This window comes from Sphaerisporangium krabiense (assembly GCF_014200435.1).
GTDB classification, from domain to species: Bacteria; Actinomycetota; Actinomycetes; order Streptosporangiales; family Streptosporangiaceae; genus Sphaerisporangium; species Sphaerisporangium krabiense.
In genome coordinates, this window is the sequence record NZ_JACHBR010000001.1 from 293460 (window position 1) to 314216 (window position 20757).

The following is a 20757-nucleotide window of genomic DNA, read 5'->3' on the forward strand; positions in this document are numbered from 1 at the left end:
CGGCGTCCGGCCGCGCAGCCGAGCACGCGTTCCGGCCCCGCAGCCGAGCACGCGCGGCCGGCGCCGAGGGCGACGGGCCGCGGAAATGGCGTGGACGGTGACATGGGCGGCTTCCTAGCATTTGCGGCATGCCATCCGTCACCACGCTCGCGGTGTTCGCCGCGGCGGCGCTCGCGCTGCTGCTCGTGCCAGGTCCCGCCGTCGTCTACATCGTCACCCGCAGCGTGGCGCAGGGCCGCTCGGCCGGGCTGGTCTCGGTGGCGGGCGTCCACACCGGCTCGGCCGTCCACGTGGTGGCCGCCGCGCTCGGGCTGAGCGCGCTGCTGGCCGCGTCGGCCACGGCCTTCACGCTGGTGAAGTACCTGGGCGCGGCCTATCTGGTGTGGCTCGGGCTGCGCAAGCTCCTCTCCCGGCCCGGCGGCGAGGCCGAGCGGGTGACGCGCCCGGCGTCCCGGCCGCGGCTGTTCACGGAGGGGTTCGTCGTCAACGTGCTCAACCCCAAGACCGCGATCTTCTTCCTGGCCTTCCTGCCGCAGTTCGCCGACCCGGCGCGCGGCCCGGTGGCGGCGCAGATCGCGCTGCTCGGCGCGATCTGGATCGTCCTCGGCATGGCCAGCGACGGCACGTACGCGCTGCTGTCGGCCGCGCTCGCCGGCCGCCTGCGCCGCTCCGCGACCGCCACGCGGCGGCTCGACGTGGCGAGCGGCCTCGTCTACCTCGGCCTCGGCGCGGTGGCCGCCCTCGCCGGAGACGGCCCCCGCAAGGCGTGAGGCCAGGCGGCGCGCGGCGGGGCACAGCCGGCGGCGCCACGGGCAGGGCCGTGCCGGGACGGATCTCACGGCGAGGACGGCGTGCTCACGCGGATGTGGCGACGGCCCCGGCCCAGCGGTAGTCGGCCTTGCCGGACGGGGAGCGCACCAGGTTCTCCACGAACGCGTACGTGCGCGGCACCTTGTACCCCGACAGGCGGCCCCGGCAGTAGGCGTCCAGTTCGCCGGCGGTCGGCGCGGCGCCCCGGCGCGGCTCGACCACGGCGGCCACCCTGCTGCCCCAGCGCTCGTCGGGCACCCCGGTGACGACGGCGTCGAACACCTCGGGGTGGCCCTTGAGCACGGCCTCGACCTCCTCGGCGAAGACCTTCGCGCCGCCGCTGTTGATGCACTGGGACCCGCGCCCGAACACCAGGATCGCGCCGTCCTCCTCGACCGTGGCGAGGTCGCCGGTGAGCAGCCACCGCGTGCCCGCCGCGTCGGTGACGAAGGCGCGCGCCGTCTTCTCGGGGTCGTTGTAGTAGCCGACGGCGATGTTCCCCGCCGTGGCGAGCGTCCCGACCTCCCCCGAGCCGGGCCGCACCGGCCGCAGCGCGTCGTCGAGCACGGCCAGCGTCGCGGCCCCGAGGGGCCGGTACCGCAGGCCGGACTCCGGGGACGAGCCGGGGACGGCGGCGGCGGTGAAGCCGGACTCGGTGGAGCCGAAACCGTCGCGGATCAGCACGTGCGGCAGCAGCTCGCCGAGCCGTTCCCGCACCGCGCCGCTGAGGATCGCCCCCGTCGAGCTGATCGCCGTCAGCGACGACAGGTCGTAGGCGCCGCCGGCGATCGCGTCGGCGAGGGGCCGCGCCATGGCGTCGCCGGTGATGGTGACGCCGAACACCTTCTCGCGCTCGATCGCGCGCAGCACCTCCACGGCGTCGAACCTGCGCGTGTAGACGACGGTCCCGCCCATCCACCAGGTGATGAAGGTGGCCATCTGCGCGGCTCCGTGCGCCAGCGGGGCCGCCGGCATCATGACGACCCCGCGCGAGCCGCTCGCGGTCTCGACGACCTGGCGCGGCTCGGTGAGCGGCGGGCCGAACGGGTTGCCGCCGCCGAACGCCGCGAACAGGTCCCTGGTCCGCCACATGACGCCCTTGGGCATGCCGGTGGTGCCGCCGGTGTAGATGATGTAGAGGTCGTCCCCGGACCGGCGGGGGAAACCGTCGCGCCCGTCCGGCCGCCCGGCCAGCGCCCGCTCGTACGGGACGGCCCCGGCGACGCGCGTGGGCCCTCCGACGGCGACGAGGGTGGCGAGCCTCGGGCAGCGGGGCGCGGCCGCGGCCACGCGGTCGTCGAAGTCCACGTCGTACAGCAGTGCGGCGATGTCGGAGTCGGTGTAGAGGTAGACCAGCTCGCGTTCGACGTACCGGTAGTTGACGTTGACGGGGACCGCCCTGATCTTGAGGACGGCGAGCAGCGCCGCGATGTGCTCGACGCCGTTGTAGAGCTGGAGGCCGACGTGCGCGCCGGGGCGCACGCCGCGCTCGGCCAGGTAGTGGGCGAGGCGGTTGGCGTGCGCGTCGAGCTCGGCGAAGGTGAGGCGGCGCTCGCCGCAGACCACGGCGACCCGGTCGCCGATCGCGTCGGCCAGTCCCTCGAAGAGGTCGGCGTGGTTGAACTCCATCGGGGGGCTCCTCGTGTCCTGGGGGATGTCGCGGCTCCGGGCCGTTGGCCCCGGACTCGTCCCGCTCCGTGCCTCGTTCTCCTCCGCGAGCCCCAGGTTCGCCGGCCACTTCGCTTCATATCAGGGGGAAGGCGCATGCGCCCGGACAACAGCCGATCTCCCTGCCGGGACGGGCCGCGCCCGGAGGCCGGGAAGGTCCGGACGCCGGTCAGATGGCACGGTCGCGGCCCGCCCAGTAGGGGTCGCGCAGCTTGCGCTTGAGCAGCTTGCCGCTCGGATCGCGCGGCATCGCCTCGACGAAGTCGATGGAGCGCGGCCACTTCATCCGGGCGACGCGGCCCTCAAGGGACCGGAGGAGCTCGGCGGCGAGTTCCGGGCCGGGCTCGGCGCCGGGCAGGGGCTCGACGACGGCCTTGACCCGCTCGCCCCACTCCTCGTCCGGGACGCCGAACACGGCGACGTCGGCCACCTTCGGGTGGACCATCAGCTCGTTCTCGATCTCGGCGGGGTAGATGTTGGCCCCGCCCGAGATGATCACGTCGGCCTTGCGGTCGTGGAGGAACAGGAAGCCGTCCTCGTCCAGGTGGCCGACGTCGCCGACCGTGAAGTACTCGCCGTCCTCCCTGACCAGCCGGTTCTCGCGGGTCTTGCCGGGGTCGCCCTTGTAGGCGAAGCCGCCCCTGCCGAGCTTCATGTAGACGGTGCCGTGGACGCCCGCGGGGACCGGGCGGCCCTCGTCGTCCGCGACGAGCAGCGCGCTGAACGGCCACGCCCTGCCCACCGTGCCGGGGTGCTTCCGCCAGTCCTCGGGCGTGGCGATCGCGCCGCCGCCCTCGGTCGCCGCGTAGTACTCGTACACGCGGTCGCCCCACCAGTCGAGCATGGCCCGCTTGACCGGGACGGGGCAGGGGGCCGCCGCGTGGATGATCCACCGCATCGAGGACAGGTCGTGGGCGCGCCTGACCTCCTCGGGCAGGGACAGCAGGTGCTTGAAGTGCGTGGGCACCATGTGGGAGCTGGTCACCCGGTACGCCGCGCAGCGCCGCAGCATCTCCTCGGCATCCCATTCATCCATGTAGACCAGGGTGTGCCCCATGTGCAGGGCCGTGCCGCTGAACAGCGTGACCGCGGTGTGGTAGGCGGGCGAGGTGACCAGGTGGACGTTCGGCCTGCCGGAGGTGACGCCGAACATCGTGAGCAGCGCCGTCGTCATCTCCGCCGCGTCGTCGGGGTCGAGGCCGCTCAGCGGGCGCCGGACGCCCTTGGGCCTGCCCGTCGTGCCGGAGGTGTAGTGCATGGTGGCCCCGGCGGTGCGCCCGGGCGGCGGGGTGCCGGGATGCCCGCCGGTCAGCTCCGCGACCGGGCGGAACCCGGGGATGTCGCCGAACGAGAACCGCCGGTCCGGGGCGACGGGCCCGGCGCCGCGCGTGCCCTCGGCGGCGTGCCGTTCGTGGACGAAGAGCGCCTTGGCCTCGCTGTCGGCGACGATGTGGGCGATCTCGGGTCCGGTGAAGTGCCAGTTGACCGGCGTGTAGTACCAGCCCGCCCGCAGGGCCGCGAGGTAGAGCGTGAGGCCGTCGACGCCGTTCGGCACGAGCCCGCAGAAGCCGTCCCCCGTCCTCAGTCCGAGGGCGCGCAGCGCGTGGACGAGCCGGTCGGCGCGGGTGAGCAGGTCGCCGGCGGCGTGCCGCGTGCCGTCGGGGTCGACCGCCGCGATCCATTCCGGGTCCGCCTCCGCGAGCCTCCAGAAGCCGAGCGATCCCATCGGGCCTCCCTGGTCCGGCGTCGATGCCGGTGACCTCCCCGGGATCCGGCGCGGCGAACCGGGCGCGGCCTCCCCGCCCCGGGCCTGACAGGGCGGGCGGATCGCCGGCGGGAAGACGTTCCGGTCCCGGCCGCGCACGCGCATGGGTGATGTGGCGGGAATAGTCCGTTTACCTGGGATGGATGCGCACGAAAGGGGCGGGTGTGGAGGATGCCTTCGGCGTTACCCGACAAATAACTGTAAATTTTCATGACAAGGCGGTATTGCGACCATATCGCGGTGGTCGTACGTTTCCGGTATGGATCTGGAGCTCCGACACCTCAAGATCGTGCGCGCGGTCGCTGAGGCCGGGAGCGTCACCAAGGCGGCCACCCAGTTAGGTCTGGCCCAGCCGTCACTAACCGCGCAGCTGAAACGCATCGAACGCACACTCGGCGGCGCTCTCTTCGAGCGCGACAGGAACGGCGCGCGCCCCACCCCCCTCGGTCAACTGGTCCTCACCCGGGCACGCGTCCTGCTGCCCGCCGTACGAGAACTCCAGGAAGAGGCGGTGCGGTTCGCCAACAGCTACGAGGGAATCCCCGGCTTCCGGATCGGCGCCACCCATGGCCCGATCCTCGGCGGCCTGGTGGAGCGCCTCACCGCCGCGCACCCGAACACCCCCGTCAGCACGAGCACGTCCTGGTCGGCGCGGGAGCTGACCTCGCTCGTCAGCGCCGGGCGGCTGGACTTCGCGCTCATCGGCACCTGCGGCGACACCCCGCCCCCCTCGGCCGAGGCGATGATCTGGAGCGTGGTGGGAACCGACCCCGTCTTCGCCCTGCTCAGCGAGCGCCACCCGCTCGCCGGGGAGAAGGAGCTGGAGCTGGCGAGCCTCGCCGACGAGGGATGGGCCGTGGCCCCCGGGGACGGCTGCTTCGCCGACTGCTTCGCGGGCGCGTGCGCCCGGGCCGGCTTCGTCCCCAAGACGGTGTACGAGACGGACGTGGCGACCTGCCTCCACCTGGCGAAGGTCGGCAAGGCCGCGGTGCTCTGCCAGGCGACGTTCGAGCTGACGGCGGGCCTGGTGATGATCCCGCTCGTGGGGGCGCCGCTGCGCTGGAGGCACCTGCTCGGCTGGCACTCCGACTCGCTCGCCGCCCGGGCCGCGCGGGCCATCGCGCACCACGCGCGGGACGCCCACGACGACGCCATCCGGCGCAGCGCGCCGTACGCCGAATGGTTGGTGCGTAATCCCCATTTTGGGACGGTTCCATAATGCGGCGATAGGACCGAAACGATAGTTCCGCTCGCAACGGGTTCGCGGGCTACGGTGGCGGCGCATCCCCCAAACACCAGGGAGTACTCATGCTCCGTAGCCGCGCGTTCACCGCAGCGTGCGCCGTCACGGCCGGCGTTGTGGCTTTTCTCGCCTCTCCGGCCAGCGCAGAACCCGAATTTTCGGGCCAGTCCGCAATCTCCGCGGTCAAGCCCCCGGCGGGTATGATCCAGGCGCTTCAGCGCGACCTGGGTCTGACCGCCGAGCAGGCCGAATCCCGCCTGCTCAACGAGTCACGCCTGACGAACGTCGAGGCCCGGATCCGCAAGCAGCTCGGCAGCCGCTACGCCGGCTCCTGGCTGAGCGGCCCGACCTCCTCCACGCTGACGGTCGCCACCAGCGATTCGGCCTCGACGTCGTCGGTGTCGGGCGCCGGCGTGCAGGCCAAGGTCGTCAAGCACAGCCTGGCGTCCCTGGACGCCGCCAAGGAGGCCCTCGACCGGGCCAGCCGGAAGGTCTCCACGAAGTCCACCCCGGTGTGGTACGTCGACGTGCGCTCCAACGCCGTCGTGGTCAGGACCCCCCAGGTGGCGGACGCCGAGGGGTTCATCGCGGCCAGCGGCGCCGACAGGAGCGCCATCCGCGTCGAGGTCTCCGACGAGGCCCCGCGGCCGTTGTACGACCTGCGCGGCGGCGAGGCGTACTACATCGGCAGCGGCAGCCGCTGCTCGATCGGCTTCCCGGTCACCCGCGGCACCCAGGGCGGCTTCGTCAGCGCCGGCCACTGCGGCTCGACCGGCGCCTCGACCTCCGGGTTCAACCGGGTCGCGCAGGGCACCTTCCAGGGCTCGTCGTTCCCCGGCAACGACTACTCGTGGATCGCGACCAACAGCAACTGGACCCCGCAGCCGTGGGTCGTCCAGAACGGCGCGAACATCCAGGTCGCCGGTTCCACCGTCGCCGTGGAAGGCGCCTCGATCTGCCGGTCCGGCTCGACCACCGGCTGGCGGTGCGGCAGCGTCCAGCAGCGCAACAGCAGCGTGACCTACCAAGAGGGCACCGTCTACGAGGTGACCCGCACCAATGTCTGCGCCGAGCCCGGTGACTCCGGCGGCTCGTTCATCTCGGGCAGCCAGGCGCAGGGCGTGACCTCCGGCGGGTCGGGCAACTGCTCCTCCGGCGGCACGACCTACTTCCAGCCGGTCAACGAGATCCTCTCGACCTATGGCCTGACGCTGAAGACCACCGGCGGCGGCGGCCCCGACCCGACGGGCTGCACCGGCTACCAGCAGACGCTGAGCGGCACGCTGACGAGCAACCAGAGCCAGTACCAGCCGAGCGGCGGCTCCTACACCGCCAACGCCGGCGTGCACCGTCTCTGCCTCGACGGCCCCTCCGGCACGGACTACGACATCTACCTGCAGAAGCTCAACGGCTCCACCTGGACCGACGTCGCGAGCGGCACCACGCCGAACCCCGACGAGACCGTGACCTACACCGGCACGGCGGGCACCTACCGGGTGCGCGTCCACGCCTACAGCGGCGGCGGCGCCTACACCCTGGGCCTGACCAAGCCGTAAGGCCCCACCCGGCCGCGGCCGGGAAGACCATCGCACGACAAGCGGCGCCGCCGTCCGGCCCTGGACGGCGGCGCCGCGCCTTTCCCGCGCTCAGCCCACGGGCTGGATCTTGAAGACGAGGTGGCGGTCGGAGATCGCGACCTGGGCCGCGCCGGTCACGCCGGCGAACCGGCCGGTGCCGCCGACGATCGCGGCGGTGGTGTTCCACGGCGGCCCGCCGGAACGGTCGTCCATGCCGAGCAGGACGACCTGGTCGCCGCGGGTGCGCAGTACGCGGGTGCACTGCGCGATGACACCATGCTGGGTCACGGCGGCGGCGGAACACCGGGTGGTTCCGTCGCCGACGCGATTCTTACGCAGGTCGTGGAGCGTGAAATAGCTGACCCACGAGTCCCCGGTCTTCGGACGGGCGGGGCGGGTGTTGGTGATTCTGGTGCCGTAGTAAACGAGCTCGGCGGCCTTGGCGCCGGGCTTCGGCACGGAGACGGGGACGCTGGGCAGGGGCTCCGGAGAGGACGCCGCGGCCGAGGCCGATATGGACGGCAGAACCGCGACGGAGGCGCCGGAGAGGGCCGTGACCAGCACGGCAACGGCCTGGCGCCAACGGGGCGTGAATCCTGACATTTCTACTCCAAATCGGAGGAGAGGGAATGCGGGAGGATGTCCATTTCGCCATGAAGAGGCGAAACACGGTGACACATTCTGCCCGCCCCTTCATCGCCCAGGCAACGCCCATATTCGCGACATAGACCCATTCATTTCGCATTCACGGCGGAAAATTCTCCGACCCCGGCGGGTTCCGGTCGCGTAAACCCGAAGCCCTTGGCTTCAGGGAGATATATACGTCCTTGACCGATATGTCCGACAGATAGTAATTGGGCGGGTCATAACTCGATGATATGGGCGAAACGATAGCTCCGCGTCACGCGCGCCGCCGGTTACGGTGACGGCACCCCCCGAACATGAGGAGAGCCCATGCTCCGTAGACGCACGGTCACCGCCGGATGCGCCTTGGCGATCAGCACTCTCACCATCCTGGCCACCCCGGCGCTCGCCGACCGCGACCCCCTGGCGGCCGGCTCCGCCCCGTCGCAGCCCGCGCCGACCATGGTGGACGCGATGAGCCGCGATCTCGGCATCACCAAGGAGCAGGCCGAGTCCCGCCTGCTCAACGAGGCGCGCCTCACCGGCGCCGAGGCCAAGGTCCGGGAGAGCCTGGGCGCCGGCTTCGCCGGTTCCTGGCTCAGCGGGCCCACCTCCGCCACGCTGACGGTCGCCACCACCGACGCCGACGCGGCGTCCAAGGTGTCCGGCACCGGCGTCCAGGCCGTGGTCGTCGAGCGCAGCCTCGCCGAGCTGAACGCCGTCAAGGGCGCCCTGGACAACGCCGCCGCGAAGGCGCCGAAGTCCACGCCCGTCTGGTTCGTCGACGTGCGCAGCAACAGCGTCGTCGTCCAGTCGTCCCAGCCCGCCGAGGCCGAGGCGTTCGTCGCGGCCAGCGGCGCCGACAAGGCCGCCGTCCGCGTCGAGCGGTCGAGCGAGGCCCCGCGGACGTTCTACGACCTGCGCGGCGGCGACGCCTACTACATCGGCAGCGGCAGCCGCTGCTCGATCGGCTTCTCGGTGCGGCGCGGCACCACGCCGGGCTTCGTCTCCGCCGGCCACTGCGGCAGGGCCGGCAACACGACGTCCGGGTTCAACCGGGTCGCGCAGGGCACCTTCCAGGGCTCCTCGTTCCCCGGCAACGACTACTCGTGGGTGTCGGTGAACAGCAGCTGGACCCCGGTCGGCGTCGTCAAGGGCAGCGGCGGCGCCAACGTCGCCGTCCGCGGCTCCACGGTGGCCGTCGAGGGCGCCTCGATCTGCCGGTCCGGCTCCACCACCGGCTGGCACTGCGGCACCGTCCAGCAGCGCAACACCAGCGTGACGTACTCGCAGGGCACCGTGCGCGAGGTCACGCGCACCAACGTCTGCGCCGAGCCCGGTGACTCCGGTGGCTCGTTCATCTCCGGCAACCAGGCGCAGGGCGTGACCTCCGGCGGATCGGGCAACTGCTCCTCCGGCGGCACGACCTTCTTCCAGCCCGTCAACGAGATCCTCTCCACCTACGGCCTGACGCTCGCCACGAGCTAGCACGCCCAACACAAGGCGCCGCCGTCCCTCCCCCCAGGACGGCGGCGCCTTCGTCGTTCCCGGTGGCGGTTCTCCGGCGACCGCCGCCGAACCCGCAGGTCACAGCGCTCCCGTCCGCGCCAGGAGTGGCGCAATCTCCGCGTTATTCACCTTTTCCTACCTGCTAGATAGGTTTGGGTGCGCAGCAGCCGAGACGGACGGGAGACGCCATGGAAGCGAGCCGGGCGCGGGACGTCCCCGTGCTGACCGACGCCGTGCGACGCCGCGCCGACCGGGCCAGGCAGATCGCCGACCTGCTCCGCCGCCAGATCACCCATCGCCACTACGACGGCGGCCACCTTCCGCTGGAGGCGGCGCTCGCCCGCGAGTTCGGCACCTCGCGCAACACCATCCGCGAGGCCCTGGACCTGCTGCGCGAGGAAGGGCTCATCGACCGCTGCCCCGGCGTCGGCACCCGCGTGGCGGCCGAGAAGTACCCGCACGGGCTGCACCGGCTGCTCGGCCTGGCCGAGACCCTGCGCGAGCACGGCGAGGTGACCAACGAGGTGCGGACGATGGGGCTCATCCGCCCGCCCGCGGCGGTGAGCGCCCGCCTGGAGATCCCCGAGGGCGAGCCGGTCGTCTACGTCGAGCGCGTGCGGCGGCTGAACGGGGTGCCCCTGTCCCTCGACCTCACCTACCTGGTGCGCGAGGTCGGCGAGCCGCTGTTCGAGGCCGACCTGGCGCACAACGACATCTTCGTGCTGCTGGAGCGGATCGCCGGACAGCCCCTGGGCATGGCCGAGCTCACGGTCGAGGCCGTCAACGCCGACGCCCACACCGCCGCCGTCCTGGACGCGGCCAGGGGCGCCGCGCTGCTCATGGTCGAGCGGCTCGCGCACCTGGCGGACGGGCGGCCGGTGGACCTGGAGTTCATCCGCTTCCGCGGCGACCGGCTCACCATGCGCGGCCATCTGACGCGGTCCGCCGGCGAGGCGTGACCGGAGAACCCCTGCCACCGGAGAACCCCTGCGAGGAGCGGCGATGACCCTGGCCAACACCCGGCTCGACGTGCCGGTCACGATCAACGAGGCGCTGTGCATCGACGGCTGCACGCTGTGCGTGGACGTCTGCCCGCTGGACTCCCTGGCCATCCACGAGGTGAGCGGGAAGGCGTACATGCACGTGGACGAGTGCTGGTACTGCGGGCCGTGCGCCGACCGGTGCCCGGTCGACGCCGTCACCGTCAACATCCCCTACCTGCTGCGATGAGAGGCCGCCGGATGCGCGTGAGGATCCGCGCCGCCGCCGCGACCGCCCTGGCGGCCGTCGCGTTCCTGCCGGGCTGCTCGGTCGCGGGGAACGCCTCCTCCAGCGACGAGATCACCCTGGTCGTCGGCTACCAGTCCAAGACGATAAACACCGTGACCGCGGGCACGCTGCTGCGGTCGCTCGGCTACCTGGAGCGGCGGCTCGGCCCGAAGTACCGGGTGGAGTGGCAGGACTACGACACCGGCGCGCCGATCACCGCCAAGATGGTCGCCGGGAAGATCGACATCGGCTCGATGGGCGACTACCCGCTGCTGATCAACGCCTCGCGCACGCAGGCCGCCGAGACCGCGCGCACCGCCCTGGTGTCGGTCACCGGCTACAACCTGCGCGGCGGCCTCAACATGGTCGTCGTCGCGCCCGGCTCCCACGCCACGACGCTGGCGGACCTGAAGGGGGGCAAGGTCTCGGCGAGCGTCGGCTCGGCGGGCCACGGCACGCTCGTCCAGGCGCTGCGCCGCGCGGGCGTCGACGGCGTCGAGACCGTGAACCAGCAGCCGCCGGTGGGGGCCTCGGCCCTGCAGGCGGGCGACGTCGCCGCGTACGCGCAGTTCGTGGCCTGGCCGGGGCTGCTGGTCTTCAAGGGTCAGGCGCGGCTGCTGTACGACGGGTCCGCGCTCGGGGTGCCGACCTTCCACGGCGTCGTCGTGCGCAGGGCGTACGCCAAGGAGCGGCCCGAGGTCGTGCGGGCGTTCCTCGGCGCGCAGATCGACGCGACCCGGTACCTGCACGAGCACCCGCTGGAGGCCGCCGAGGCCGTGGCGAAGGCGACCGGGCTGCCCGCCGAGGTGGTCTACCTCTACAACGGACCGAACGGCATCGCGACGTTCGACGTCACGCTCAAGCCCCGGCTGGTCGAGGCGCTGCGGAACGACGTGCCGTACCTGGCCTCCATCGGCGGCGACTTCAAACCCGTCGAGGTGTCGCGCTTCGCCGACGACTCCTTCCTGCGCGCCGTGTACGGCTCCTCGTACGCCGCCGACGTGGCCGCCACCGCGAACCCGGCGCGGATCACCGGCGCCGACCCCGCGTGCGGCGTGCCGGTGGGCGACCCGGGCACGGCGGGCGAGCTGTGGGTCTCGGGGACCACGACCCGGCCCGCCGCGACCCCCACCTGCCTGCTGCGGCAGATCCGGGACCTCGGCGGGACCTACCGCGCCGCCTACGTCCCCGACGCGGCCACGGGCACCCGCTGGTTCGCCGACAAGGCGGTCTGGGTGCGCGACCCCGCCAGGGACGCCGCCTCCCGGTTCCTGCCCTTCACCACCACGGCCGGGGCCGAGGAGTACGTGTCCGGGCACGGCGCGGCGCGGGTCGTGGACTTCCGCACCGCGCTGAAGGAGGCATGATGCCGGTCGGCACGGCGCCAGGCCCGCTCGCCGGGGCACGGCAGGCGCCGCCCGCCAGGACCCGCAGGGCGGGACGGCCGAACCGGCTCCTCAGGGCCGCCTCGCTCGCCGCCGCCGCCGCGCTGTGGCAGCTCCTGACCACCGCGGACGCGCGGCTCTGGCTGCGCTTCGACCGGCTGCCCTCCCCCTCGGAGGTCGCGGGCACGTTCGGGCGGCGGCTGTCGGAGCCGGGCTACTACCTGGACCTGGCGCAGAGCCTGATCCGCATCCTCAGCGGGTTCACGCTGGCGGCCGTGCTCGGCGTCGCCGTGGGCGTCCTGGTGGCCCGCTCGCCGCGCGCCGGCGACCTGCTGCTGCCGCTGCTGGAGGTCGCGCGGCCGATCCCGGCGATCGCGCTGGTCCCCATCGCGATCCTCGTCTTCCCGCGCGACGAGCAGGGCATCGTGTTCATCACGTTCGCCGCCGCCTTCTTCCCCGTCATGGTGAGCACCCGCCACGCCGTGCGGGCGCTGCCCACCCTGTGGGAGGACGCGGTGCGCACCATGGGCGGCGGGCGGCGGCGCGTGCTGGTGAACGTGATCCTGCCGGGCGTGCTGCCCGGCGTGTTCGGCGGCCTGTCGGTCGGCATGGGCGTGGCCTGGATCTGCGTGATCTCCGCGGAGATGATCTCCGGCGAGTTCGGCGTCGGCTACCGGACCTGGCAGGCGTACACGGTCGTCGACTACCCGGGGGTGATCGTCGGCATGGCGACCATCGGCCTGCTCGGCTGGCTGACCTCGGCCGGCGTCGAACTGCTCGGACGGCGGCTCACCCGGTGGCTGCCGCGCGCCGAGGGGGCCTCGTGATGCCGGACACCGCCGCCCGCGAGACGGCGCCGGCCAGGACCGGCATGGGCATCCGCCTCACGGGGGTGTCCCTCGGGTACGGCGGGCGGCGGGTGCTGGGCGAGGTGGACCTGGAGGCGCGGCCCGGCGAGGTGCTGGTGATCGTGGGGCCGTCCGGTTCCGGCAAGTCCACGATCCTGCGTGCCGTGGCCGGGCTGCTCGCGCCGGACGGCGGCACGGTGACCGCCGACGGCGTGCCCGTCACCGGCCCGGGACCCGACCGCGCCATGGTCTTCCAGGACGACGCCCTGCTGCCCTGGCGCACCGTGCGCGGCAACGTCGAGCTGCCGCTGGACATCCGCGGCGTCCCGAGGGCCGCGCGGCGCGCCGCCGCCCAGGACTGGATCGGGCGGGTGGGCCTCGCCGGCTGGGAGGACCGCCTCCCCCGCGAGCTGTCCGGCGGGATGCGGCAGCGCGTCCAGCTCGCCCGTTCCCTGGCGGGCGCCCCCCGCGCCGTCCTCATGGACGAGCCGTTCGGCGCCCTGGACGCCCAGACGCGCGCCGTCATGCAGCGCCTGCTCGCCCAGGTGCTGCGGGACGCGCCCGCCACCGTCGTCTTCGTCACCCACGACGTGGAGGAGGCGCTGCTGCTCGCCGACCGCGTCGCCGTGCTCGGCCGGGGCGGGGTGCACGCCGTCCACGACAACGACCGCGCGCCGGGGGCCGGCGCCGCGCTGCGGGGCAGGATCCTCGCCGAACTGCAGGAGCTTTCATGATGGAGATCCCGTCCCTGGACGACCGGCTGCGCCTGTCCTGCGAGGTGCTCGTCGTGGGCGGCGGCACCGCGGGCACGATGGCCGCCATCACCGCCGCCGAGCGCGGCGCCGACGTGATCCTGCTGGAGAAGGCGCACGTCCGGCACAGCGGCGCGCTCGCCATGGGCATGGACGGGGTCAACAACGCCGTCATCCCCGGCAGGGCCACGCCCGAGGACTACGTCGCCGAGATCACCCGCGCCAACGACGGCGTGGTCAACCAGCGCACCGTCCACCAGACGGCCACCCGCGGGTACGAGATGGTGCGGCGGCTGGAGCGCTACGGCGTCAAGTTCGAGAAGGACGAGCACGGCGAGTACAACGTGCGCCGCGTGCACCGGTCCGGCAGCTACGTACTGCCCATGCCGGAGGGCAAGGACGTCAAGAAGGTGCTCTACCGCGTGCTGCGGCGCCGCGAGATCCGCGAGCGCGTCCGCGTCGAGAACCGGGTCATGCCCGTCCGGGTGCTCGTCCAGGACGGCCGCGCGGCGGGGGTCGCCGGGTTCGACACCCGTTCCGGGCGGTTCGTCACGGTGTCGGCGGGCGCGGTCATCCTCGCCACCGGGGCCTGCGGACGGCTCGGCCTGCCCGCCAGCGGCTACCTGTACGGCACCTACGAGAACCCCACCAACGCCGGGGACGGCCACGCCATGGCCTACCACGCCGGAGCGGAGCTCAGCGGCATCGAGTGCTTCCAGATCAATCCGCTGATCAAGGACTACAACGGGCCCGCGTGCGCCTACGTGGCCAACCCGTTCGGCGGCTACCAGGTCAACAACGAGGGCGAGCGGTTCGTCGACTGCGACTACTGGTCGGGCCAGATGATGGCCGAGGTCGCGAAGGAGATCGGGTCGGCCCGCGGGCCCATCTACCTCAAGCTCAGCCACCTGCCCGGCGAGACCATCACGGCGCTGGAGGACATCCTGCACACCACCGAGCGTCCGACGCGGGGCACCTTCCACGCCGGGCGCGGGCACGACTACCGCACCCACGACGTCGAGATGCACATCTCCGAGATCGGGCTGTGCGGCGGGCACTCGGCGTCCGGGGTGTGGGTGGACGAGAACGGCGCCACCACCGTGCCCGGCCTGTACGCGGCCGGGGACCTGGCCTGCGTGCCGCACAACTACATGATCGGGGCGTTCGTCTTCGGCGACCTGGCCGGGGCCCACGCGAGCCAGGCGTTCACCGAGCCGGAGTCGCTGCCCGAGGACCAGATCGCCGACGCCCACGCGCTGGTCTACCGGCCGCTGCGCAACCCCGGCGGGCCGCCGCAGCCGCAGGTGGAGTACAAGCTGCGCCGGTTCGTCAACGACTACGTGGCCCCGCCGAAGTCCGGTGCCAAGCTGCGCATCGCGCTGGAGACGTTCGAACGCATGCGCGGCGAGATCGCGGCGATGGGCGCGCGGACCCCGCACGAGCTGATGCGCTGCGCCGAGGTCGACTTCATCCGCGACTGCGCCGAGATGGCGGCGCGCGCCTCCCTGGTGCGCGACGAGAGCCGCTGGGGCCTCTACCACGACCGCGCCGACCTGCCCGAGCGCGACGACGAGCGCTGGCTCTACCACCTGAACCTGCGCAAGGACGCGTCCGGCCGCATGTCCTTCGTCAAGCGGCCCGTGGAGCCGTACCTGGTGCCCGTGGAGGGCTTCACGCCCCGCGCCGCCGTCCCGGTCGAGCTCGGCCCCCACGAACCCTCCGGGACGCCGGCCGCCCGTGGTGACGCCGCGTCCGCGCAGGAGGGCGGCGGGCACGCCGGCGGGCCGGGAGCGGGGAACGCGCGCGGGCGGACCGCGGCGGCGCGGCGGCTGGCCGTCGAGGCCATCGGGCGCTCGCCGCGCATCCTCGAACTCGTGCGGCTGGCCGAGGAGCAGCCGCCGCTGTCCCACCTCGCCCCGTACCTGTCGGACCCCGACCCCAAGGTGCGGCGCGCCGCGGTCGTCACGCTCACCGAGACCACGCCGGACGGCGTCGGCGAGGCGCTGGTCCAGGCGCTCGGCGACGCGCACGGCACCGTGCGCCGGGCCGCCGCCACCGGACTCAGGGAGCTTCTGGAGATCCTCCCCTCCTCCCCCGGCTTCGGACGCCTGCTCCGCGGCGCCGCGGCGGCCGGCGACCCCGTGGCGCGCGCCGTCGTCCTGGACGCGCTGCGCGCCCTGCGGCTCGGCGACTCCGAGGTGTTCGCGACCGCGCTCGCCGACCCCGACCCCGGGGTCCGCATCGCCGCCGTCCGCGGGCTGGTCTCGCTCGACGACGCCGTGGCGGTGGCCCGCGCCGCCGCCGACCCCTCCCGCGAGGTCCGCGTCGCCGCCGCCAGGGCCCTCGGCACGATAGCGACGGACGCGCATGCGGACCCTGCTGGGGACGGCGCCGGAGACACCGCCGGGGACATCGGCGGGGACGGGGACGCCAGGTCGCCGGTCGTGGCGGCGCTCGCCGCGCTGGCCGGGGATCCGGAGCCGCTCGTCCGCGCGGCGGCCCTGGAGGCGTCCGCGGGCGCCGGCGCACCCCCGCCGCTCGCCGGGATCGCCGTGCGCTCCCTGGCCGCCGAGGCGAGCTGGGAGGTGCGCGTGGGCGCGGCGCGGGGGCTGTCGGCCGCGCCCGCCGAGGTGGCGATCGGCCCGCTGGCCGCCGCCCTGTCCGACGCGAACCTCGACGTCCGCAAAGCGGCGGTGCTCGCGCTGTCCGACTTCGTGAAGGTTCATCCGGATGCCGCGGCCGCGCTCCGCCCCGCCCTGGACGACTCCGACGCCGACGTCCGCGCCTACGCCCGCCGTGCCCTCGCAACCACGCGGCTAGCGGGGCAGGCGGCGCCATAGCGCGCGGGGCAGCACGCGCATCGCCGTGAACACCAGGCGGAGCCCGCGGGGCGCCCACACGACGGGCGAGCCGTCCCGCAGGCCCTGGACGACGGCGACGGCCACCTCCGCCGGGGTCGTCGCCATCGGGGCGGCCGGCAGGCCCTTGGTCATGCGGCCCTTGACGAACCCCGGGCGGACCACCATCACGCGGGCGCCGGAGCCGTGCAGGGCGTCGCCGAGCCCTTGGGCGAAGCCGTCCAGGCCCGCCTTCGCCGCGCCGTACACGAAGTTCGCCCGCCGCACGCGCACGCCCGCGACCGAGGAGAGCACGACGAGCGTGCCGTGGCCCTGTTCGCGCAGCCGGCGGGCGACCGACAGTCCGGCGGAGACGTGGCCGCCGAGGTTGACGGCCACCGACTCGGCCGCCGAGACCGGGTCGTCCTCGTAGGCGGCCTGGTCGCCGAGCACGCCGAACGCGGCGATCACGACGTCGAGGTCGCCGGCCAGGCGCGCGGCGGTGTCGATCGCCTTGGCGTGCGTCTCGGGACGGGCGGCGTCGAAGTCGATCTCGTGCACCTCGGCCCCGAGCCGCGTGAGCCGCCCGGCGGGCCCGTCCCCGTCGGCGGCGCGCGCCGCCGCGGCCGGGGTCGGGCGGGTCGCCAGGACGACCGTGCGGGCGCCGGCGCGGACCAGGAGCTCGGCCGTGGCGAGGCCGATCTCGCTGCGTCCGCCGAGCAGCAGCACCGAGTCCACGGCGCCCAGGGCGTTCCTCACCGGTCCGGCCTCCTCACCAGGTCACACGTCACGGGCCGAGCCTCCTCGCCGGATGCGCACGTCACAGGCCGAGCCTTCTCGCGAGGTCGGACCGGAAGATCCCCTCGGGGTCCAGGCTCTGTCGTATCCTCGCCCATTCGGCGAGGCGCGGGTACATCACGGGCAGCAGTTCGGCCCGCATGCGGGAGTCCTTGGCCAGGTAGAGACGCCCCCCTGCCTCGGCCACCCACGTGTCGAAGACGCGCAGCAGGCGCGCGAGCCCCGGCAGGCCGGCCGGGACGTCCAGCGCGAGCGTCCAGCCGGGCAGCGGGAAGGAGAGCATGCCGGGCGTGCCGGGCCCGAACCGCTTGAGCACGGGGACGAACGACACCACGCCGTCGGCCGACAGCCGGGACACCACCCGCCGCAATACGTCCTCCGCGCCGAACGGGACGGCGAACTGGTACTGCACGAACCCCCGTGGCCCGTACATCCGGTTCCAGCCCTCCATGAAGTCCAGAGGATGGAAGAACGGCGCGATGTCCTGGATCACCCGCCGCTCGCGGGCCTTGGCGTACCACGCCTGGTTGAACGCGCGCACGGTGGCCCGGTTGAGCAGCCCGTTCGGCGCCCACGGCGGGGCGGCCACCCGCGCCGCCGGGGCGAACGCCAGCGGGTCGCGGGCGCGGGGGATCTCGTCACGGCGGGCGTGGTCGCCGCGCGTCAGCACGCCGCGTCCCGTCCGCGCGCCCCGCGCGAGCAGGTCGACCCAGGCAACGGTGTAGCGGTGGCCGTCGTCGGTCGCGGCCATGACCTCCAGGGTGTGGTCCAGGTCGCGGGTGCGGGTCACCTCCACGCGCACCCGGGAGGTCTCGATGGGCACGCAGCCGAAGCTCGCCTCGACGACCACGCCGGTGAGGCCCATGCCGCCGACGGTCGCCCAGAACGTCTCGTCGGACGGCGTCAGCACGCGGGTCGTCCCGTCGGCCGTGAGCAGCGTGAGCGAGCGGAGATGGGCGCCGAAGGAGGAGTCCAGGTGGTGGTTCTTGCCGTGCACGTCGGCGGCGACGGCCCCGCCCACGGTGACGTGCCGGGTTCCCGGCGTGACCGGGACGAACCAGCCCTTGGGCACCAGGCCGGTCATCAGGTCGTGCAGGCTCGTCCCGCCGGAGGCGGTGACGACGCCGGTGGCGGGGTCGAGCGACCAGCCCGGCTCCAGCCGCGTGAGGTCGGCGACGAGCCCGCCCGCGTTCTGCGCGGCGTCGCCGTAGGCCCGGCCGAGGCCGCGGGCGATGAGGCCGCGCGGCGGCGACCCGGCGACCAGGGCGGCGAGCTCGGCCACGGTGCGGGGCGCGACGAGCGTGGCGGGGGTGGGCGAGGTGCGTCCCCAGCCGGTCAGGAAGGTCATCTCGATGCCACACCCTAGCCCACGCGGGCGGGACGGCGCCCGGCCCCGTGAGCGGGACACCGGCGCGCCGGGGCCCTACTTGCCCGGTTCCGGATCCCGGGGAAGGCCGAGCATGCGCTCGGCGATGATGTTGAGCTGCACCTCGGTGGTGCCGCCGTAGATGGTCATGGCGCGGGTGGACAGCACGGCGCGGTTCCAGTAGCCCGCGTCGCCGAGCTTCATGTCGGCGGCGGTCACCGCGGACGCGCCGAGCAGGCTCACCGCGCACTCGGCCACGTTCTGGGCGTGCGAGGTGGACAGCAGCTTGCGCACCGAGGCGTCGGCGCCCGGCTCGGACCCGGCGAGCTGCTTCAGCGTGACCCGCAGGCTGAGCGCGTTGATGGAGTGGCCCTCGCAGACCACCTCGGCGAGCTGGAGCCGCTCGGCGGGGGTGAGCTCGCGGCCGAGCCGGGAGGCCAGCCCGAGCAGGTCCGGGACCGAGGATCCGGTGCCGCCCGACCCCGACGACAGGGACACGCGCTCGTTGGACAAGGTGTTGCGCGCGACCCGCCAGCCGTCGCCGACCTCGCCCACGACCAGGTCGCCCGGGACGAACACGTCGTCGAAGAAGACCTCGTTGAACAGGTTCTCGCCGGTCATCTCGGTCAGCGGGCGCACGGTGACGCCGGGGGCCTTCATGTCCACGATGAAGTAGGTGATGCCGTCGTGCTTGGGCTTGGACGGGTCGGTCCTGGCGACGCAGATGCCCCATTCGGCGACGTGCGCGATGGACGTCCAGACCTTCTGGCCGTTGAGCCGCCAGCCGCCCTCGACCTTCTCCGCCTTCATCTGCAGCGAGGCCAGGTCGGAGCCCGCGCCCGGCTCGCTGAAGAGCTGGCACCAGATCAGCTCGCCGGACAGCGTGGCGGGCAGGAAGCGTTCCTGCTGCTCGGGCGTGCCGTACGCGGCGATGGACGGCACCACCCAGGCGCCGATGATCATCTGGGGCAGGCGCACCCGGGCGGCCTTCAGCTCCTGGTGGATGAGCACCTGCTCCAGGGGGGCCGCGCCGCGCCCCCACGGGGCGGGAAGGTAGGGCATCACGAAGCCCTTGGCCGCGAGGGCGCGCCGCTGCTCCTTGCCCTCCAGCGCCGCGATCTCGGCGATCTCGCCGCGGATCGCGGCGCGCATCGCCTCGGACTCCTCGGGAAGGTCGATGCGCATCTCGCGGTGGGTGCCCGACAGCGCGTGCGCGGCCACCGCCTCCGCCCACTCGGCGGACGGGCCGAGCAGCGCGCGCAGCGTCAGCGCGCGGCGGTAGTAGAGGTGGGCGTCGTGCTCGAAGGTGTAGCCGATGCCGCCGAAGATCTGGATGGCGTCCTTGGCGCACCGGACGGCGGCGTCGGGGGCCATGACCCCGGCGACGGCGGCGGCGTATGCCAGCTCGGGGCCGGTGGCGCGGGTCGCGTCCCAGACGGTGGCGCGGGCCTGCTCCAGCGCCACCAGCATGCGGGCCGCCTTGTGCTTGACGCCCTGGAACTGGCCGATGGGACGGCCGAACTGCACGCGCACCTTGGCGTACTCGGCGGCGGCCCGCACGCACCAGGCGGCGACGCCGGCCGCCTCGGCGCCGAGCAGGATCGCCGCGGTGTCGCGGACGGCCGCGCCGGTCAGGCCGTCGAGCACCCGCTCCCCCGGCACGCGCACGGAGTGGGCCTCGACCTGGGCGACGCCGCGGGTCAGGTCGAGGCTCCTGACCGGGGTGACGGTCAGGACGTCCTTGGACAGGGCCACCCACTCCTCGCCCCGGTCGGTGCGCACCGGCAGCACCAGGACGTCCGCGAGCGCGCCGCCGAGGACGGGTTCCACGGCGCCGTCCACGGTCAGCACGCCCTCGCCGGAGCGCACGCCGGTCAGCGCGCCGCCGAGGGCGACCGCGCCGGTCAGGGAGCCGCCGGCCAGGCCGGGCAGCAGCTCGGCGCGGGCCTTGCCGTCGGAGGCGAGGATCACCGCGGAGGCGAGCACGGTCGGCGTGTACGGGCCGGGGGCGACGCGCTCGCCGAGCGCCTCGACGGCCACCGCGGTCTCCAGCAGGCCGAAGCCCGCGCCGCCGTACTCCTCGGGAACGTGCAGGCCGAGCAGGCCCTGGCCGGCCAGACCGGGCCAGAAGGCGGGGCGCCGCTCGGTCTCGGCGCCGGCGGCCGCGCCCACCGCCTCGCGCACGGTCTCGGGCCGGATGGCGCGCTCGGCCCAGCCGGCCACGGACTCGCGCAGCGCCTCGTGCTCCTCGCTCAATCCGATCGCCATGACACCCTCCGATTCGGCCCTCAGAACGCGTGACAGAA

The 20757-nt window shown here is 73.7% G+C and carries 16 protein-coding genes; 10 read left to right on the forward strand and 6 right to left on the reverse strand.

Translation table 11 applies throughout. From position 1 onward, the window contains the following. Positions 1-128: 128 nt before the first annotated feature. Positions 129-770: a LysE family translocator gene (locus BJ981_RS01300; protein WP_184607915.1), complete on the forward strand. Its 642-nt coding sequence runs from the start codon at positions 129-131 to the stop codon at positions 768-770. 85 nt (positions 771-855) lie between these two features. Here the strand turns inward: BJ981_RS01300 and BJ981_RS01305 are convergent, their stop codons facing one another. Then, positions 856-2439, reverse strand: a complete 1584-nt coding sequence (locus tag BJ981_RS01305) for an acyl-CoA synthetase (RefSeq protein ID WP_184607916.1) — start codon at positions 2437-2439, stop codon at positions 856-858. A 208-nt stretch (positions 2440-2647) separates the two neighbouring features. Continuing rightward, the gene (locus BJ981_RS01310; RefSeq protein WP_184607917.1) at positions 2648-4204 is read right to left on the reverse strand and encodes an acyl-CoA synthetase; all 1557 of its coding nucleotides are present in this window, start codon (positions 4202-4204) and stop codon (positions 2648-2650) included. A gap of 298 nt (positions 4205-4502) precedes the next feature. Here BJ981_RS01310 and BJ981_RS01315 point away from each other — a divergent pair, with 298 nt between their 5' ends. Both BJ981_RS01315 and BJ981_RS01320 read left to right on the forward strand, forming a co-directional pair. Next, positions 4503-5462 carry a LysR family transcriptional regulator gene (locus tag BJ981_RS01315; RefSeq protein ID WP_184607918.1) on the forward strand — a complete coding sequence of 320 codons (960 nt, stop codon included), beginning with the start codon at positions 4503-4505 and terminating at the stop codon, positions 5460-5462. A gap of 224 nt (positions 5463-5686) precedes the next feature. Continuing rightward, positions 5687-7042: a S1 family peptidase gene (locus tag BJ981_RS01320; protein WP_239139152.1), complete on the forward strand. Its 1356-nt coding sequence runs from the start codon at positions 5687-5689 to the stop codon at positions 7040-7042. A gap of 90 nt (positions 7043-7132) precedes the next feature. Here the strand turns inward: BJ981_RS01320 and BJ981_RS01325 are convergent, their stop codons facing one another. Further along, complete coding sequence (locus BJ981_RS01325; RefSeq protein WP_184607920.1) at positions 7133-7666, reverse strand: hypothetical protein; 534 nt, start codon at positions 7664-7666, stop codon at positions 7133-7135. Between the two features lie 351 nt (positions 7667-8017). On the opposite strand from BJ981_RS01325, the gene BJ981_RS01330 reads away from it, so the two are divergent. From BJ981_RS01330 to BJ981_RS01360, 7 genes are all read left to right on the forward strand, one after another. After that, complete coding sequence (locus BJ981_RS01330; RefSeq protein ID WP_184607921.1) at positions 8018-9175, forward strand: S1 family peptidase; 1158 nt, start codon at positions 8018-8020, stop codon at positions 9173-9175. Between the two features lie 209 nt (positions 9176-9384). Further along, entirely contained in the window at positions 9385-10155 is a 771-nt protein-coding gene (locus tag BJ981_RS01335) for a GntR family transcriptional regulator (RefSeq protein WP_184607922.1), read from the forward strand. 43 nt (positions 10156-10198) lie between these two features. Continuing rightward, the gene (locus BJ981_RS01340) at positions 10199-10426 is read left to right on the forward strand and encodes a 4Fe-4S dicluster domain-containing protein (protein ID WP_184607923.1); all 228 of its coding nucleotides are present in this window, start codon (positions 10199-10201) and stop codon (positions 10424-10426) included. A gap of 11 nt (positions 10427-10437) precedes the next feature. Beyond that, a complete protein-coding gene (locus tag BJ981_RS01345; RefSeq protein ID WP_184607924.1) occupies positions 10438-11832 on the forward strand; it encodes an ABC transporter substrate-binding protein in 1395 nt (464 codons plus the stop codon). Then, positions 11832-12677 (forward strand): ABC transporter permease, encoded by an 846-nt coding sequence (locus tag BJ981_RS01350; RefSeq protein ID WP_184607925.1) that lies wholly within the window; start codon positions 11832-11834, stop codon positions 12675-12677. The genes BJ981_RS01345 and BJ981_RS01350 overlap by 1 nt, the downstream gene beginning before the upstream one ends. Next, complete coding sequence (locus tag BJ981_RS01355; RefSeq protein WP_204070165.1) at positions 12677-13432, forward strand: ABC transporter ATP-binding protein; 756 nt, start codon at positions 12677-12679, stop codon at positions 13430-13432. The genes BJ981_RS01350 and BJ981_RS01355 overlap by 1 nt, the downstream gene beginning before the upstream one ends. Then, on the forward strand, positions 13429-16290 hold the full coding sequence (locus BJ981_RS01360; RefSeq protein WP_239139151.1) for a fumarate reductase/succinate dehydrogenase flavoprotein subunit: 2862 nt from the start codon (positions 13429-13431) through the stop codon (positions 16288-16290). Before BJ981_RS01355 ends, BJ981_RS01360 begins: the two co-directional genes overlap by 4 nt. On the opposite strand, the gene dprE2 is transcribed toward BJ981_RS01360, so the two are convergent. The 3 genes from dprE2 to BJ981_RS01375 form a co-directional block, all read right to left on the reverse strand. Beyond that, complete coding sequence (dprE2, locus tag BJ981_RS01365) at positions 16267-17046, reverse strand: decaprenylphospho-beta-D-erythro-pentofuranosid-2-ulose 2-reductase (protein ID WP_184607926.1); 780 nt, start codon at positions 17044-17046, stop codon at positions 16267-16269. The genes BJ981_RS01360 and dprE2 overlap by 24 nt on opposite strands. A 61-nt stretch (positions 17047-17107) precedes the next feature. Then, positions 17108-18433: an FAD-binding oxidoreductase gene (gene dprE1, locus BJ981_RS01370; RefSeq protein ID WP_184607927.1), complete on the reverse strand. Its 1326-nt coding sequence runs from the start codon at positions 18431-18433 to the stop codon at positions 17108-17110. 75 nt (positions 18434-18508) lie between these two features. Then, positions 18509-20719, reverse strand: a complete 2211-nt coding sequence (locus BJ981_RS01375; protein ID WP_184607928.1) for an acyl-CoA dehydrogenase family protein — start codon at positions 20717-20719, stop codon at positions 18509-18511. Positions 20720-20757: the final 38 nt, after the last annotated feature.